15 protein-coding genes and 2 tRNA genes are annotated in these 14,268 nt (G+C 73.7%); 8 read left to right on the forward strand and 9 right to left on the reverse strand.

Annotated elements, in window-relative coordinates; genetic code table 11:
- Positions 1 to 8: 8 nt before the first annotated feature.
- Positions 9 to 1,004 carry an NAD(P)H-dependent glycerol-3-phosphate dehydrogenase gene (locus tag ACI79Q_RS09610; protein WP_456588834.1) on the reverse strand — a complete coding sequence of 332 codons (996 nt, stop codon included), beginning with the start codon at positions 1,002 to 1,004 and terminating at the stop codon, positions 9 to 11.
- Positions 1,001 to 1,831, reverse strand: coding sequence for a lysophospholipid acyltransferase family protein (locus ACI79Q_RS09615; protein ID WP_456588835.1), 831 nt, complete (start codon positions 1,829 to 1,831; stop codon positions 1,001 to 1,003). The genes ACI79Q_RS09610 and ACI79Q_RS09615 overlap by 4 nt, the downstream gene beginning before the upstream one ends.
- Positions 1,832 to 1,944: 113 nt before the next feature.
- Between ACI79Q_RS09615 and cofC the strand changes: the two genes are divergently transcribed.
- The 3 genes from cofC to ACI79Q_RS09630 are packed head-to-tail and all read left to right on the forward strand — an operon-like array spanning position 1,945 to position 5,624.
- Positions 1,945 to 2,592, forward strand: a complete 648-nt coding sequence (gene cofC / locus ACI79Q_RS09620) for a 2-phospho-L-lactate guanylyltransferase (RefSeq protein WP_456588836.1) — start codon at positions 1,945 to 1,947, stop codon at positions 2,590 to 2,592.
- 4 nt (positions 2,593 to 2,596) lie between these two features.
- Positions 2,597 to 4,669, forward strand: a complete 2,073-nt coding sequence (locus ACI79Q_RS09625; RefSeq protein WP_456588837.1) for an RNA degradosome polyphosphate kinase — start codon at positions 2,597 to 2,599, stop codon at positions 4,667 to 4,669.
- Entirely contained in the window at positions 4,653 to 5,624 is a 972-nt protein-coding gene (locus ACI79Q_RS09630) for an NUDIX hydrolase (RefSeq protein WP_456614609.1), read from the forward strand. The genes ACI79Q_RS09625 and ACI79Q_RS09630 overlap by 17 nt, the downstream gene beginning before the upstream one ends.
- Here the strand turns inward: ACI79Q_RS09630 and leuD are convergent.
- Together leuD and leuC are read right to left on the reverse strand one after the other, a co-directional pair.
- Positions 5,573 to 6,172, reverse strand: coding sequence for a 3-isopropylmalate dehydratase small subunit (leuD, locus tag ACI79Q_RS09635; protein ID WP_456588839.1), 600 nt, complete (start codon positions 6,170 to 6,172; stop codon positions 5,573 to 5,575). The two genes, ACI79Q_RS09630 and leuD, sit on opposite strands and share 52 nt — an antisense overlap.
- A gap of 3 nt (positions 6,173 to 6,175) precedes the next feature.
- Complete coding sequence (leuC, locus tag ACI79Q_RS09640) at positions 6,176 to 7,582, reverse strand: 3-isopropylmalate dehydratase large subunit (RefSeq protein ID WP_456588840.1); 1,407 nt, start codon at positions 7,580 to 7,582, stop codon at positions 6,176 to 6,178.
- Between the two features lie 112 nt (positions 7,583 to 7,694).
- Here leuC and ACI79Q_RS09645 point away from each other — a divergent pair, with 112 nt between their 5' ends.
- The 4 genes from ACI79Q_RS09645 (at position 7,695) to ACI79Q_RS09660 (ending at position 9,964) form a co-directional block, all read left to right on the forward strand.
- On the forward strand, positions 7,695 to 8,357 hold the full coding sequence (locus ACI79Q_RS09645) for an IclR family transcriptional regulator (protein ID WP_456588841.1): 663 nt from the start codon (positions 7,695 to 7,697) through the stop codon (positions 8,355 to 8,357).
- Positions 8,358 to 8,445: 88 nt separating this feature from the next.
- On the forward strand, positions 8,446 to 8,655 hold the full coding sequence (locus ACI79Q_RS09650) for a hypothetical protein (protein WP_456614610.1): 210 nt from the start codon (positions 8,446 to 8,448) through the stop codon (positions 8,653 to 8,655).
- Complete coding sequence (locus ACI79Q_RS09655) at positions 8,652 to 9,176, forward strand: ArsR/SmtB family transcription factor (RefSeq protein ID WP_456599865.1); 525 nt, start codon at positions 8,652 to 8,654, stop codon at positions 9,174 to 9,176. The genes ACI79Q_RS09650 and ACI79Q_RS09655 overlap by 4 nt, the downstream gene beginning before the upstream one ends.
- Positions 9,173 to 9,964 (forward strand): M23 family metallopeptidase, encoded by a 792-nt coding sequence (locus tag ACI79Q_RS09660; protein ID WP_456599864.1) that lies wholly within the window; start codon positions 9,173 to 9,175, stop codon positions 9,962 to 9,964. The genes ACI79Q_RS09655 and ACI79Q_RS09660 overlap by 4 nt, the downstream gene beginning before the upstream one ends.
- 67 nt (positions 9,965 to 10,031) lie before the next feature.
- On the opposite strand, the gene ACI79Q_RS09665 is transcribed toward ACI79Q_RS09660, so the two are convergent.
- The 5 genes from ACI79Q_RS09665 to ACI79Q_RS09685 form a co-directional block, all read right to left on the reverse strand.
- Positions 10,032 to 10,104, reverse strand: a tRNA-Glu gene (locus ACI79Q_RS09665).
- A 44-nt stretch (positions 10,105 to 10,148) separates the two neighbouring features.
- Positions 10,149 to 10,220 (reverse strand) — tRNA-Gln (locus ACI79Q_RS09670).
- 78 nt (positions 10,221 to 10,298) lie between these two features.
- Complete coding sequence (locus ACI79Q_RS09675; protein ID WP_456588845.1) at positions 10,299 to 11,195, reverse strand: CPBP family intramembrane glutamic endopeptidase; 897 nt, start codon at positions 11,193 to 11,195, stop codon at positions 10,299 to 10,301.
- A 338-nt stretch (positions 11,196 to 11,533) separates the two neighbouring features.
- On the reverse strand, positions 11,534 to 13,009 hold the full coding sequence (gene gltX / locus ACI79Q_RS09680; protein ID WP_456599676.1) for a glutamate--tRNA ligase: 1,476 nt from the start codon (positions 13,007 to 13,009) through the stop codon (positions 11,534 to 11,536).
- Positions 13,006 to 13,818: a fumarylacetoacetate hydrolase family protein gene (locus tag ACI79Q_RS09685; RefSeq protein WP_456588847.1), complete on the reverse strand. Its 813-nt coding sequence runs from the start codon at positions 13,816 to 13,818 to the stop codon at positions 13,006 to 13,008. The genes gltX and ACI79Q_RS09685 overlap by 4 nt, the downstream gene beginning before the upstream one ends.
- A 42-nt stretch (positions 13,819 to 13,860) precedes the next feature.
- Here ACI79Q_RS09685 and ACI79Q_RS09690 point away from each other — a divergent pair, with 42 nt between their 5' ends.
- Positions 13,861 to 14,241 (forward strand): VOC family protein, encoded by a 381-nt coding sequence (locus tag ACI79Q_RS09690; protein ID WP_456614611.1) that lies wholly within the window; start codon positions 13,861 to 13,863, stop codon positions 14,239 to 14,241.
- Positions 14,242 to 14,268: the final 27 nt, after the last annotated feature.

The raw sequence follows: 14,268 nt of genomic DNA on the forward strand, positions 1-14,268 counted from the left end.
AGACTCCATCACTCCGGCTTCGCCTCGCGCGACATGATCTCGCGCACCATCCGGCCGGGCGCCTCGCCCTCGTGGCACACGCGGACGACCGCCTCGGTGATCGGCACGTCGATGCCGTGCGCCCGCGCGAGGTCGAGCACCGACCGGCAGCTCTTCACGCCCTCCGCCGTCTGCCGGGTGCTCTGCTGGACCTCCTCCACGGTCATGCCGCGGCCGAGCTTCTCGCCGAAGGTGCGGTTGCGCGACAGCGGCGAGCTGCAGGTGGCCACCAGGTCCCCCAGCCCCGCCAGCCCCGCGAAGGTGGTCAGCTCGGCGCCCAGCGCGATGCCCAGCCGGGCGGTCTCGGCCAGCCCGCGGGTGATGAGCGAGGCGCGGGTGTTGTCCCCGAAGCCGAGCCCCTCGGCGATACCGCAGGCCAGGGCGATGACGTTCTTCACCGCTCCGCCCAGCTCGCAGCCGACGACGTCGGGGTTGGTGTAGGGGCGGAAGTACCGGGTGTGGCACGCCGCCTGGAGCACCGCGGCGCGGTCGGGGTCCGAGCACGCGATCACCGTGGCGGCCGGCTGCTCCTCGGCGATCTCCCGGGCCAGGTTCGGGCCCGACAACGCCGCGACGTGCGCAGCCGGGGAGCCGGTGATCTCGCAGATCACCTCGCTCATCCGCATGGTCGTGCCCAGCTCGATGCCCTTCATGAGCGAGAGCAGCGTGGCGTCCGGCGGCAGCAGCCCCCGCCAGGCCGTGAGGTTGCCGCGCAGCGACTGCGAGGGGACCGCGAGCACGACGACGTCGGCGTCGTCCAGTGCCTCGGCCGGGTCGACGGTCGCCCGCAGCCGGTCGGGCAGGCGCACACCCGGCAGGTAGTCGGGGTTCTCCCGCGTGTCGGTGATGGCATCGACGAGCTCCGGCCGCCGCGCGTGGAGCCGGACGTCGCAGCCGGCGTCGGCGAGCACCTTGGCGAACGTCGTGCCCCAGGAACCGGCGCCCAGGACCGCCGCCCGGGTCACGCGGCGCTCCCGGGCAGGTCGCCGTGCCGCTCCCGGCGGGGAGCGGGGTGGACCACGCGCGGCGCGGGCTCCCCGCGCAGCTCGGCCAGCTGGTCGCGGACCCGGGACATCATCTGCTCCGTCGTCTCCCGCAGCAGCGCGGGCTCCAGGGGGCGGCCGGCGCGCACCTCGGCCCGCGCCGCGGAGAGGTCGATCGGCTCGCCCACGAGGTAGTGGGTGGGCGTGCGGAGCCGCAGGTGCAGCTTCTTGGTGTGGTAGTCGTGCACCCGCTGCGGCCCCCACTGGGCGACCGGGACGACCACGGCGTCGGTGGTGAGCGCCAGATGGGCCGCCCCCGTGCGCGCCTGCATGGGCCACCAGTCGGGGTCCCGGGTCACCGAGCCCTCCGGGTACACCACCACGATGTTGCCCGCATGCAGATCGGCCTCCGCCGCCGCGAGCGCGCCGCGGGCGGCGCTGGAGAACCGGGCGACGGGGATCTGCCCGGCCGCCCGCAGGATCGTGCCGGCCAGCCCCCTGAAGACCGCCTCCTTGGCCAGGAAGTGCGGGATCCGACCGCGGTCGAACACCAGGCGGGCGCAGGCCAGCGGGTCCAGCACCGACACGTGGTTGACCACCAGGAGCACCGGCCCGGTGACCGGGATGCGCTCGGCGTGGTGGTAGCGCAGCCGGAAGATCAGGGCGGACACCGGGTAGATCACCACGATGCACAGCCACAGCGGGAAGGAGATGCGCCCCCGGGTGCGCCACTTGGCAGCGCGGCGGGCACCGGGTGCGCGCACCGGTCCGCCCGCGCTCGTCCCGCGCGGGGACGTCTCGTCCGACACCGGCTCCCCTCCCTGTCCTGTGAGCCAGCCCATGATCGACCCGTGCGGCCGCCGGGGGAGCACCGGGTCCCGGCCGACGGGGTCCCGGGTCACCGTGTGCTGACATTGTCGTCGTGTCCAGGTGGTCGGTCGTGGTCCCGGCGAAGCGCCTCGCCGCCGCCAAGACCCGGCTGCGGCCGCTCACCGGCGTCCCCGGCGGCGACCACGGCGCCCTGGTCCTCGCCCTGCTGGCCGACACCGTGGCCGCGGCGCTGGCCTGCGAGCGGGTCGGGTCGGTGGTGGTCGTCACCGACGAGCCGGTGGCCGCCGACCTGGTGCGCGGGCTGGGCGCCCGCGCGGTGCCCGACGAACCGGACGGCGGCCTGAACCCCGCGCTCGAGCACGGCGCCGGGAGCGCTCCCGGGGACGCCGTCGCCGCGCTCTCCTCCGACCTGCCCGCCCTCCGCCCGGTGGAGCTGGCGGCGGCGCTGGCGGAGGCGGAGGCGGCGCCCCGCTGCTTCGTGGCCGATGCCCAGGGAACGGGCACCACCCTGCTGACCGCCGTCGGCACGCCGTTGCGCCCGCGGTTCGGCCGCGGCTCCGCCGCAGCCCACCAGGCCGGCGGCGCGGTTCGGCTCACCGGCGCCTGGCCCGGCCTGCGCCGCGACGTCGACGTCCCCGCGGACCTCCGGGCAGCGCTGGCGCTGGGGGCCGGACCACGCACGTCCGCGCTGGTGCGGGGGTCGTCCTCGCTCGCCATCCGGGTCCGTACGGCACGATGAGGGAGTGGCAACAGAGAGCGCTCCCCGGACCGATGCCCTCCCCGTCGACCGCTACCTGAACCGAGAACTGTCCTGGCTGGACTTCAACGCCCGCGTGCTGGAGCTCGCCGAGGACGACTCGCTGCCGCTGCTGGAGCGGGTGAAGTTCCTCGCGATCTTCGCCAGCAACCTGGACGAGTTCTACATGGTGCGCATCGCCGGTCTGAAGCGCCGGCAGAGCACCGGTCTCACCGTCCGCTCGCCCGACGGGCTGACCATCCGCGAGCAGCTGGAGCGGGTGACCGCCCGCACGCAGGAGCTGGTGCAGCGGCACTCCGACGTCTTCAACAAGGACGTGCTGCCCCGCCTCGAGGAGGCCGGCATCCGGATCGTCCACTGGGACGACCTGGACGAGGACGCGATGCGCCGGCTCCGGGACTACTTCCGCGACCAGGTGTTCCCGGTGCTGACCCCGCTGGCCGTCGACCCCGCGCACCCGTTCCCGTACATCAGCGGCCTGTCGCTGAACCTCGCGGTGTCGGTGCACGACCCGGACACCAACGCCCCCCGCTTCGCGCGGCTCAAGGTGCCCAACAACGTGCCGCGCTTCGTGTCGGTCACCTCGCAGGACGACACCGTCATCTTCCTGCCCCTCGAGGACCTGATCGCCGCCCACCTGCCCCAGCTCTTCCCGGGGCTCGACGTGCTCGACCACCACTTCTTCCGTGTCACCCGCAACGCCGACGTGGAGGTCGAGGAGGACCGCGACGAGGACCTGCTGCAGGCGCTGGAGCGGGAGCTCGCCCGGCGCCGGTTCGGCCCCGCGGTCCGCCTCGAGGTCGCCGAGCCGATGGACCCCCGGATCCTCGAGGTGCTCGTCTCCGAGCTCGAGGTCTCCCCGGACGACGTCGTGCACGTGCCGGGGCTGCTCGACCTGGCCTCGCTCACGGCTCTCTACGACCTGGACCGGCCGGAGCTCAAGGACGAGCCGTTCGTCCCGACCACCCACCCGCGGCTGAGCGAGGGCGAGACGCCGAAGAGCGTCTTCGCGACCCTGCGCGAGGGCGACGTCCTAGTGCACCACCCCTACCACTCGTTCGCCACCAGCGTGCAGCGGTTCATCGAGCAGGCGGCCGCCGACCCGAACGTGCTGGCGATCAAGCAGACGCTCTACCGGACCTCGGGCGACTCCCCCATCGTCAACGCGCTGATCGAGGCGGCGGAGGCCGGCAAGCAGGTCGTGGTCCTGGTGGAGATCAAGGCCCGGTTCGACGAGGAGGCCAACATCAGCTGGGCGCGCTCGCTGGAGCGGGCCGGCTGCCACGTCGTGTACGGACTGGTCGGGCTGAAGACGCACTGCAAGACGGCGCTGGTCGTGCGCCGCGAGCAGGGCGTGATCCGCCGCTACTGCCACATCGGCACCGGCAACTACAACCCGAAGACGGCGCGGATCTACGAGGACCTGGGCATCCTCACCGCCGACCCGCGGGTGGGCGCGGACCTCACCGACCTGTTCAACGTCCTCACCGGCTACTCGCGGCAGACCAACTACCGCACGCTCATGGTGGCGCCGCACAGCATCCGCAACGGGCTCATCGAGAAGATCCGCCGCGAGGCGCGGAACGCGCGCGAGGGACGCCCCTCGGGCATCCGCATCAAGGCGAACTCCATCGTCGACGAGCGCCTCATCGACGCCCTCTACGAGGCCTCGCAGGCCGGTGTGCCGGTGGAGCTGTTCGTCCGCGGGATCTGCGCGCTGCGACCGGGCGTGGCCGGGATGTCGGAGACGATCCGGGTGCGCTCGATCGTCGGCCGGTTCCTCGAGCACTCCCGGGTGATCTCCTTCCTCAACGGCGGGGACCCGGAGTGGTGGATCGGCAGCGCAGACCTCATGCACCGCAACCTCGACCGCAGGGTCGAGGTGCTGCTGCGGGTTTGCGACGAGGCGGCCCGCAGGCAGCTGGAGGAGACCCTGCGCCCGGCCATGGAGCCGGGGGTGCGGTGCTGGGAGCTGCGCAGCGACGGGCAGTGGGACCGGCTGGACGGGCGGGACTACCAGGCAGAGCTGATGCACCGGATCCATGAGCTCGCCGGCTGAGCCGCGACCGATCGCGGCCGCCGGCGGCGTCGTGTGGCGCCCGGCCGGGGACGACGGCATCGAGATCGCCGTGGTCCACCGGCCCCGCTACGACGACTGGTCGCTGCCGAAGGGGAAGCTCGACGCCGGTGAGCACGCCCTGGCCGCCGCGTGCCGCGAGGTGGTCGAGGAGACCGGGCTGCGCATCGTCGCCGGACGCCGGGGCCCGACGACCCAGTACGCGGTCGACGGCGTGCCCAAGCACGTCGACTACTGGCTGATGCGGTGCGTGGGGGGCTCCTTCGGCGCCAACGATGAGGTGGACGAGCTGCGCTGGCTCGCCCCCGACGACGCCGCCGCGCTCGTCACCCACGAGCACGACCGGCTGGTGATCGCCGACGCCGCCCGCACCGACGTGCCGCGCGAGGTGGGCCTGCTGCTGGTGCGGCACGGCCGCGCCGGCAGCAAGCAGGAGTTCGGCGGCCCGGACGAGCTGCGGCCGCTGGATGACAAGGGCCGGCGGCAGGCCGAGCAGCTGGCCGACGCCCTGACGTGGTTCGCCCCGGACGAGGTGTTCAGCACCCCGAAGGTGCGCTGCACGCAGACGGTGGAGCCGCTGGCCGAGCGGCTGGCCGTGGACGTGCGGCCGTCACCCCGGATGGGCGAGGAGTCCTTCGCCGACGACCCGCGGGCGGGGATGGCGCTCGTGGCGGAGCTGCTGGAGCGCCCCGGGGCGACGGTGCTGTGCAGCCAGGGCGGGGTGATCCCCTCGGTGCTGCAGACGCTCGGGGTGCACGGCCACGGCGTCCGCGGTCTGCTCCCGCCGGCCGCCAAGGGCAGCGTCTGGGCCCTCGGCGGCCGGCCGGGCGCGCTGGTCGCGGACTACTACCGCGACTTCGAGCCCGACCCGGACGCCCCGCTGCCTCAGCGCGCGGGGAGCGCCGCCGGGAGCCAGGCCGGGCGCGCCGCCTCGTAGGCCTCGATGTCGTCGAGGTGCCGCTCGGTGAGGCCGACGTCGTCGAGCCCCTCCAGCAGCCGCCACCGGGTGTAGTCGTCGATCTCGAACGGCACCGCCACGTCGCCGTAGGTCACCTGCTTCGCGCGCAGGTCGACCGTCACCGGTGTCGCCGGGTCGGCCTCGACCGCGGTCCACAGCGCCTCGACCTCGGCCTGCGGCAGCACGACGGTGAGCAGCCCCGACTTGGTCGAGTTGTTGCGGAAGATGTCGGCGAACCGGGAGCTGATGACGACGCGGAACCCACCGTCGAGCAGCGCCCAGTTGGCGTGCTCGCGGGAGGAGCCGGTGCCGAAGTCGGGGCCGGCCACCAGGATCGAGGCGTCGGCGTACTCGGGCTTGTTGAGCACGAAGTCCGGCTCGTTGGTCCGCCAGGCGATGAACAGCCCGTCCTCGAAGCCGGTGCGGGTGATCCGCTTGAGGTACTCGGCCGGGATGATCTGGTCGGTGTCGACGGCGCTGCGGCGCAGCGGCGCGGCGGTGCCGGTGTGCGTGGTGAAGGCGTCCATGGCTCAGGCTCCGATCAGGTCGGCGGGGGCGGTGAGGCGGCCGGTGAGCGCCGTGGCGGCAGCGACCGACGGCGAGACCAGGTGGGTGCGCCCGCCCTTGCCCTGGCGGCCCTGGAAGTTGCGGTTGCTGGTCGAGGCCGACCGCTCGCCGGGCTTGAGCTGGTCGGGGTTCATGCCCAGGCACATCGAGCAGCCCGCCCCCCGCCACTCGGCGCCGGCCTCGACGAAGACCTTGTCCAGGCCCTCGGCCTCGGCCTGCAGCTTCACGCCGACCGAGCCGGGAACGACGAGCATGCGGGTCTCCGGATCGATCTTCTTGCCCTGCAGGAAGGCCGCGGCGGTGCGCAGGTCCTCGATCCGGCCGTTGGTGCAGGACCCGAGGAACACGGTGTCGACCTTGATCTCGCGCAGCGGGGTGCCGGGGGTCAGCCCCATGTAGGCCAGCGCCTGCTCGGCGGCCCGCCGTTCGCCGTCGTCGTCGAACTGGGCCGGGTCGGGCACCACGCCGTCGATCGGCAGACCCTGGCCGGGGTTGGTGCCCCAGGTGACGAACGGCGTGAGCGTCGAGGCGTCCAGCGTCACCTCGCGGTCGAACACCGCCCCGTCGTCGGTGCGCAGCGTGCGCCAGTGCTCGACGGCGGCGTCCCAGTCGTCGCCCTGCGGGGCGTGCGGGCGGCCGCGCAGGAAGTCGAAGGTGGTCTGGTCCGGCGCGATGAGCCCCGCCTTCGCGCCGGCCTCGATCGACATGTTGCAGATGGTCATCCGGGCCTCCATCGAGAGCGCCTCGATGGCGCCGCCGCGGTACTCGATGACGTGTCCCGCCGCACCGTTGGTGCCGATCTGGGCGATGACGGCCAGGATGATGTCCTTCGCCGACACCCCCGGAGCGAGCTCGCCGTCGACGGTGACCGACATCTGCTTCGGCCGGTACTGCGGCAGGGTCTGCGTGGCCAGCACGTGCTCGACCTCGCTGGTGCCGATGCCGAAGGCCAGGGCGCCGAACGCTCCGTGCGTGGAGGTGTGGCTGTCGCCGCAGACGATGGTCATGCCGGGCTGGGTGAGCCCCAGCTGCGGGCCGATGACGTGCACGATGCCCTGGTCGCGGTCACCCATCGGGGCCAGCCGGATACCGAACTCGGCGGCGTTCCGGCGCAGCGCGTCGACCTGCGCACGGCTGATCGGGTCGGCGATCGGCTTGAGGATGTCCAGGGTCGGGACGTTGTGGTCCTCCGTGGCCATCGTCAGGTCGGGGCGACGCACGGTGCGCCCGGCGGCGCGCAGGCCGTCGAAGGCCTGCGGGCTGGTGACCTCGTGCACCAGGTGCAGGTCGATGTAGAGCAGGTCGGGCTCCCCCGACGTGCTGCGCACGACGTGGGCGTCGTAGACCTTCTCGGCCAGGGTCTTCGGCACGGGCGCGTCCCCTTCGGGTGACTGGTCGATCCCGAGTTGACTGTCTCACTGCTCGGGATGCGAGTATTGCTGTGTGGGACAGCCTAACCCGGTCGCGGTTCTGGACAAAGCGGTGTCGATCCTGCATGCCGTCGCACAGGAACCGGCCACCCTCGCCGAGCTCGTCACGCGCACCGGCCTGCCCCGGGCCACCGCCCACCGGCTCGCCGTCGCCCTGGAGGGGCACCGCCTCGTCCGGCGCACCGACAGCGGCAGCTGGGCACCGGGTCCGGCGCTGGCGGAGCTCGGGCGGACGACCGCCGACATCGGCGAGATCGCCTCGCGTCACCTGGTCACGCTGCGGGACGCCACCGGCGAGAGCGCCCAGTTCTACGTCCGCGACGGCGCGACGCGCGTGTGCGTCGCCGCCGCCGAGCGGACCAGTGGCCTGCGCGACACCGTCCCGGTCGGCGCCCGACTGCCCATGACCGCGGGCTCGGCGGCGCACGCCCTGCTGGCGTTCATGCCCGCCGACGAGGTGACCCGCCTGCTGCCGTCGGCCAGCTTCACCGCCCGCACCCTGCTCGACGTGCGCCGCCGCGGCTGGGCGCACAGCGTGGCCGAGCGGGAGGCCGGCGTGGCGTCGCTGTCGGCCCCCGTCCGGGACGGCAACGGGTCCGTGCTGGGCGCCGTCTCGATCTCAGGGCCGGTGGAGCGCCTGGGCCGGCGCCCCAGCCCGGAGGTCATCGGCGCCGTGCTGGACGCCTCGGCGGCCATCGCCCGCGCCGCGCGCTGAGCTCGCCGGGAATCGCCGCCCGATCAGCGCCGACGGCCGGGCGCTCGACCCCCTGGCCTACTAGTACGTAGGTACGTATATTCGTCGTATGCAGCGCACCGGGTCCGCTCTCGTACGCACGCTCCGAGGTGCCCTCGCCGGCTTCGTCGTCGGCTTCGTCGTGGGCCTGCTGGTCCACGTCGTGGACGACGCCGCGGTCAACCCGTTCTTCTTCGGGTCGATCGGCATCGCGGTGGGCGCCGGGCTCGCCGGCGACCGGCCGCGGCAGGAGAACGACCGGCCGGTCGACGCACCATGACCGACGAGGACCGCTTCACCCGGATCGAGCAGCGCCTCGCCGCACTCGAGTCAGCCGCGGAGCGGGCCGGCCGGCCACCCGCGGCACCGGCGGAGACCGGGTCGCAGGAACGGTTCTGGGCGCTGGACGGCCTCGCCGAGGACGCGGCCGCCCTCCCCGGTGGCGCCGTCGTCTACGCGGGCTCGGTGCGCCTGCCCAGCGGGGAGCAGTACGCCTGGCAGCGCACGCACGGCGCGGAGGATGCGCTCGGCGACGGCTCGGCCGACGCGGAACTCGCCGCCGAGCTGTCCGCGCTGGCCCACGCGGTCCGGCTCCGGCTGCTGCGGGAGGTGCTGGGCGGGACCCGCACGACCGCCGGGCTCGCCGCGCTCCCGGGACTGGGCACGACCGGGCAGCTGCACCACCACCTCCGCCAGCTCACCGCAGCGGGGTGGCTCCGCGCCACCGCCCGCGGGAGCTGGGCCGTGCCCGCCGAGCGGGTGGTCCCGCTGCACGTCGTCCTCGCGGCGGTGTCGTCGTGAACCCGCGCGTCCTCGCGGCCCGGTGCCGCGCCCCGCTGGCACCGGCCGGCGTCCTGCTCATCGCCGTCGGCGGGAGCGGCGTGCCCGCGGCCGCCCTCGCCGGGTTTTTGCTCGTCGTCGGCTTCCTGGTGCTCGACCGAGTGCGGCCGCCCGAGCACCCGGTGACGGTGGTCGAGCCGCCGGTCGCGGGCCGGTGGCGGGCCGTCAACTCCCCCGCCTCCGGCGTGCCCTCGCACGGCACCAACGGGCTGGGCCAGACATGGGCCATCGACCTGGCGGCCGAGCCCGGCGACGGAGCGCGTCCCGCGTTCGGCTCCGGCGGTCAGTGGCGGCGGCCGACCGACTACCCGGCGTTCGGCCGGCCGGTGCGCTCCCCCGTCGACGGCCTGGTCGTGCGGGTCCACGACCGCCGTCGCGACCACCGGGCGCGCAGCGGGTGGGTGTCCCTGATCGTCCTGCTGGTCGTCGAGGGCTTCGTACGCCAGGTGGCCGGCACGCGGTGGATGCTGGGCAACCACGTCGTCGTCCGCCGGGACGACGGCACCCATGCCGTCCTGGCCCACCTGCGCCGCGGCTCGGTGCGGGTGGCCGTCGGCGACCGCGTCGCAGCCGGGCAGCAGGTCGCGGAGTGCGGCAACTCCGGCAACAGCAGCGAACCGCACCTGCACGTCCAACTCACCGACTCCGCCCGGGTGGCCGCGTCCTGCGGACGCCCGATGGCCTTCCGCGCGGCGGCGCCGGACGGCTCCGACGGGCTCCCGGGCAACGACGAGCTGCTCCAGGTCTGAGCCCGCCGCTCAGTGGCCTGGGAACGGCGAGAGCCCCCGACCGGGTGGTCGGGGGCTCTCGATCGCGTAGCCCCGAAGGGATTCGAACCCTCGCTACCGCCGTGAGAGGGCGGCGTCCTGGGCCGCTAGACGACGGGGCCGTGCTGTGTCACTGCTGTACTGCAAGAGGAACCAGGCTTCCTCGCTGGGGTACCAGGACTCGAACCTAGACTAACGGAACCAGAAACCGTCGGGCTGCCAATTACCCCATACCCCATGGGTAGCACCTCGCGGCGCCGGAGAGAACTGTACCCGACGCTGCGCGGGCGGGTGGCACCACCCCCCGGTCGGCGGGTCAGCCGGCCGGGGCGGGCGCCGCGGCCCGCGGGAGGCGCAGGTCCAGCGCGGGCGTGTGCAGCTCCGGCCGCGCCCGCCGCCGCCACCGGGCGACGAGCAGGACGTAGCCGCCGAAGCCGACCGCGGTGAGCGTGAGCGACACCGGAACCAGCCCCGCCGGCACCACGTCCGTGGCCACGGCATCACCCAGCAGCGCCACCAGCAGGAACAGCACCACGTTGTTGACCGCGTGCAGGACGACCGCGGCCTCGAGGCCGCCGGTCAGCCAGACGACGGCGGAGGCGGCCAGGGCGAAGGCGAAGCGGTCGAGGAACGTGGCGAGGTCCGGCGGGAGGTGCGCGAGGGAGAAGAGCGCGCCGGTGACCACCGCGGCCACCACGGCACCGACGCGCGGGCTGCGGATCCAGCCGGCGATCGCCTGGCTCAGGTAGCCGCGGAACAGGTACTCCTCGGCCGCGGACTGCAGCGGTGTGGTGAGCAGGACGACAGCCAGCAACCAGCCCCACGAGGGGACCGGTCCCGTCACCTCGACCTCCTCCGCGGTGATCCCCAGGAGCACGGAGAGGCCGATCACGACCCCGATCGAGGCCAGCGCCAGCAGCGTCAGCCGGGGCAGCAGCCGCCACCGGAACCGGGCGAGCACCGACGACGACCAGCCGGGGCGCATGCCGTGCGCCACCGCCCAGGCCAGCCACACCACCGGGATGCCCACGGCCAGGGTCGCGTTGGTGACCAGCAGCGTGCCCGGGTCGGTGAGCTCGATCAGGGCCAGGTCGGGGCTGAGGCCGGTGAGGATGCCGATCACGCCGAGCAGCGCGCCGGCCACCAGGAAGACCACCCCCAGCAGGAGCAGCCCCAGCAGCGGCCGCCACCAGGCCCAGTCGCGGGTCCGCATGATGCGCAGGTACGGCTGCGGGACGTCGTGCGGCGGTGTGCCCGGCGGGAGGGCCCAGCCGGCCGGGGGAAAGGGCGCCGGGGGGAAAGGAGGCTGCGGGAACGGGCCCGGGGCATACCCACCCGGCGGGAACGGACCCGGGGCGTACCCACCCGGGGGGAACGGACCCGGGGCGTACGCACCCGGGGGGAACGGACCCGGGGCGTACGCACCCGGCGGGAACGGCGCGGGCGGCTGCGGCCAGGGCGGGACCGGGAACCGCCCGGGGTCCGGCCGCAGGGTCGGTGGCGGTCCGGCGTACGGCTCGTCGGCCGGACCGCCACCGGTCCCCGGGAAGGTCATCCCGCCGTCGCCACCGTGCGGGCCGCCGCGAGCCGGGCCATCGTCCGCTCGCGCCCGAGCAGTTCCATCGACTCGTACAGCGGCGGGGACACCGTGCGCCCGCTGACGGCGACCCGCACCGGCCCGAAGGCCTGCCGCGGCTTGCGCCCCAGGCCCTCGACCAGCGCGTCCTTGAGCGCCTGCTCGATGGCCGGGGTGGTCCACTCCGGCAGCTCGCGCAGCGCCGCCTCCGCCGCGTCCAGCACCTCGACCGCGCTGTCCCCCGCGAGCTGCTTCTCCGCCGCCTGTGGGTCGATGGTGACCTCGTCGACGAACAGGAAGCCCAGCAGCCCGACGGCCTCGGAGAGCACCACCATGCGCTCCTGGGCCAGCGGCGCGATCGCCCGCAGCACCGACTCCTGCTCGGCGGTGGGCGGCTCGGCGACCAGCCCGGCGCCCGCCAGGTACGGCACCACCCGGGCGGTGAACTCCTCGACCGGCAGGGAACGCAGGTGGGTGGCGTTGATCGCCTCGGCCTTCTTCAGGTCGAACCGCGCCGCGTTCGCGTTCACCTTCGTGACGTCGAACGCCTCCACCATCTCAACGACCGAGAAGATGTCGCGGTCGTCGGCGATCGACCAGCCCAGCAGCGCGAGGTAGTTGACCAGCCCCTCGGGGAGGAAGCCGCGCTCCCGGTAGACGTCGAGATTGGACGTGGGGTCGCGCTTGGACAGCTTCTTGGTGCCCTCGCCGGTGACCAGCGGGAGGTGGCCGAACCGGGGGGTGCCCTGCGCAACGCCGATGTCGGTGAGCGCCGCGTACAGGGCCAGCTGGCGCGGGGTCGAGGGCAGCAGGTCCTCGCCGCGGAGGACGTCGGTGATGCCCATCAGGGCGTCGTCGACCGGGTTCACGAAGGGGTAGAGCGGGGCGCCGTTGCCGCGCACGAGCACGAAGTCGGGCACCGCACCCGCGGCGAAGCGCACCTCCCCGCGGACCAGGTCGGTCCAGCTGAGGTCCTCGTCGGGCATCTTCAGCCGCAGTACCGGGGACCGGCCCTCGTCGCGGAAGGCCTGCTTCTGGGCGTCGGTGAGGAACCGGTCGTGGTTGTCGTAGCCGAGCTTGGGGTCCTCGCCGGCGGCGCGGCGCCGGGCGTCGACCTCCTCGTTGGTCGAGAACGACTCGTAGGCGTGGCCGGCCTCGAGCAGCTTCGCGGCCACCTCCCGGTAGACGTCGTGCCGCTCGGACTGCCGGTACGGGCCGTTCGGGCCCCCGACCTCCGGCCCCTCGTCCCAGTCCAGCCCGAGCCAGCGCAGGCTGTCGAGCAGGTGCCGGTAGGACTCCTCGGAGTCGCGGGCGGCGTCGGTGTCCTCGATGCGGAAGACGAACGTGCCGCCGTGGTGGCGGGCGTGCGCCCAGTTGAAGAGGGCCGTGCGGATCAGCCCGACGTGGACCAGCCCGGTTGGCGACGGGCAGAAGCGGGTGCGCACGGTCATCGGGCGCCACCGGCCGTCGAGACGGCGTCGGCCGCCGTCACGGTGTTGGTCAGCGTGCCGAGGCCCTGGATGCTGCACGCCACGGTCTGGCCGGGGCGGATCGGGCCCACGCCCGAGGGGGTGCCGGTGAGCACCACGTCGCCGGGCAGCAGCGTCATCACCTGCGAGATGTAGGAGATGAGCGTGGGGACGGCGAAGAGCAGCTGGCTGGTGCGCCCGGACTGGCGGCGCTCGCCGTCGACGTCGCAGGTCACCTCCAGGTCGCCGGCGTCGAGGCCGATGCCGGCCAGATCGGTCTCGATCCACGGCCCGAGCGGGCAGAAGGAGTCGAAGCCCTTGGCGCGGGTCCACTGCCCGTCGCTCCGCTGCATGTCCCGCTCGGTGACGTCGTTGCCGATCGTGTAGCCGAACACGCTGCCCAGCGCCTGCTCCGGCGTGACGTTGCGGGCCCCGCGGGCGCCGATCACCACAGCGAGCTCCACCTCGTGGTGCACGTTCGTGCTGCCGGGCGGGATGCGGATGGCGTCGCCGGGGCCGATGACCGACGTCGAGGGCTTGAGGAACAGCAGCGGTTCCTTCGGGGCCTCCCCGGTGTTCATCTCCTTGACGTGCTCGGCATAGTTCTTCCCGACGCACACGACCTTGCTCGGCAGGATCGGCGAGAGCAGCCGGATGTCGGCCTGCGCGTAGCGGGTACCGGTGAAGGAGATCTGGCCGAAGGGGTGGCCCTCGATCTGGGCGACCTGGCCGTCCCCGTCGAGGACGCCGAAGGACATGCCCTGAGGAGAGGCGAAACGGACGATGCGCACGAGCCGAGGTTAGTCGCGCGCCGTTCTGCCTATCGTCCGCCCATGGCCTGCCGGTTCAGCGAACTCGTCGTCGACAGCCGGGACCCCGAGTCCCTCGCCGCCTTTTGGGCGGCGGTGCTGGGCTACCGGGTGCTGGGACGGGAGGAGAACGGCGAGGTCGAGATCGGGCCCGAGGCGGGGTTCGGCGGGCCGGCGCCCACGCTCATCTTCCAGCCGGTGGCCGAGCCCACCCCGGGCAAGGTGCAGCTGCACATCGACGTCAACCCGACCGACCGCGACCAGGCCGCCGAGCTGCAACGGCTGCTCGACCTGGGCGCGACACCGGCCGACGTCGGGCAGTCCGGCGACGAGAGCTTCCACGTGCTGGCCGACCCGGAGGGCAACGAGTTCTGCCTGCTGAGGACGCGGCTGGAGCCGCTGTAGGCAGCGCGGCTCCGCCCGTCAGGGGGA

Source organism: Blastococcus sp. SYSU DS0828 (assembly GCF_054050975.1).

What these genes read in the sequence shown, in the direction of transcription:
- ACI79Q_RS09630 (WP_456614609.1), top strand. Translation starts at nt 4,653, where the DNA reads ATGAGCTCGCCGGCTGAGCCGCGACCGATCGCGGCCGCCGGCGGCGTC.
- leuD (WP_456588839.1), bottom strand. Translation starts at nt 6,172, where the DNA reads ATGGACGCCTTCACCACGCACACCGGCACCGCCGCGCCGCTGCGCCGC.
- ACI79Q_RS09650 (WP_456614610.1), top strand. Translation starts at nt 8,446, where the DNA reads ATGCAGCGCACCGGGTCCGCTCTCGTACGCACGCTCCGAGGTGCCCTC.
- ACI79Q_RS09655 (WP_456599865.1), top strand. Translation starts at nt 8,652, where the DNA reads ATGACCGACGAGGACCGCTTCACCCGGATCGAGCAGCGCCTCGCCGCA.
- ACI79Q_RS09675 (WP_456588845.1), bottom strand. Translation starts at nt 11,195, where the DNA reads ATGCGGACCCGCGACTGGGCCTGGTGGCGGCCGCTGCTGGGGCTGCTC.
- gltX (WP_456599676.1), bottom strand. Translation starts at nt 13,009, where the DNA reads ATGACCGTGCGCACCCGCTTCTGCCCGTCGCCAACCGGGCTGGTCCAC.
- ACI79Q_RS09690 (WP_456614611.1), top strand. Translation starts at nt 13,861, where the DNA reads ATGGCCTGCCGGTTCAGCGAACTCGTCGTCGACAGCCGGGACCCCGAG.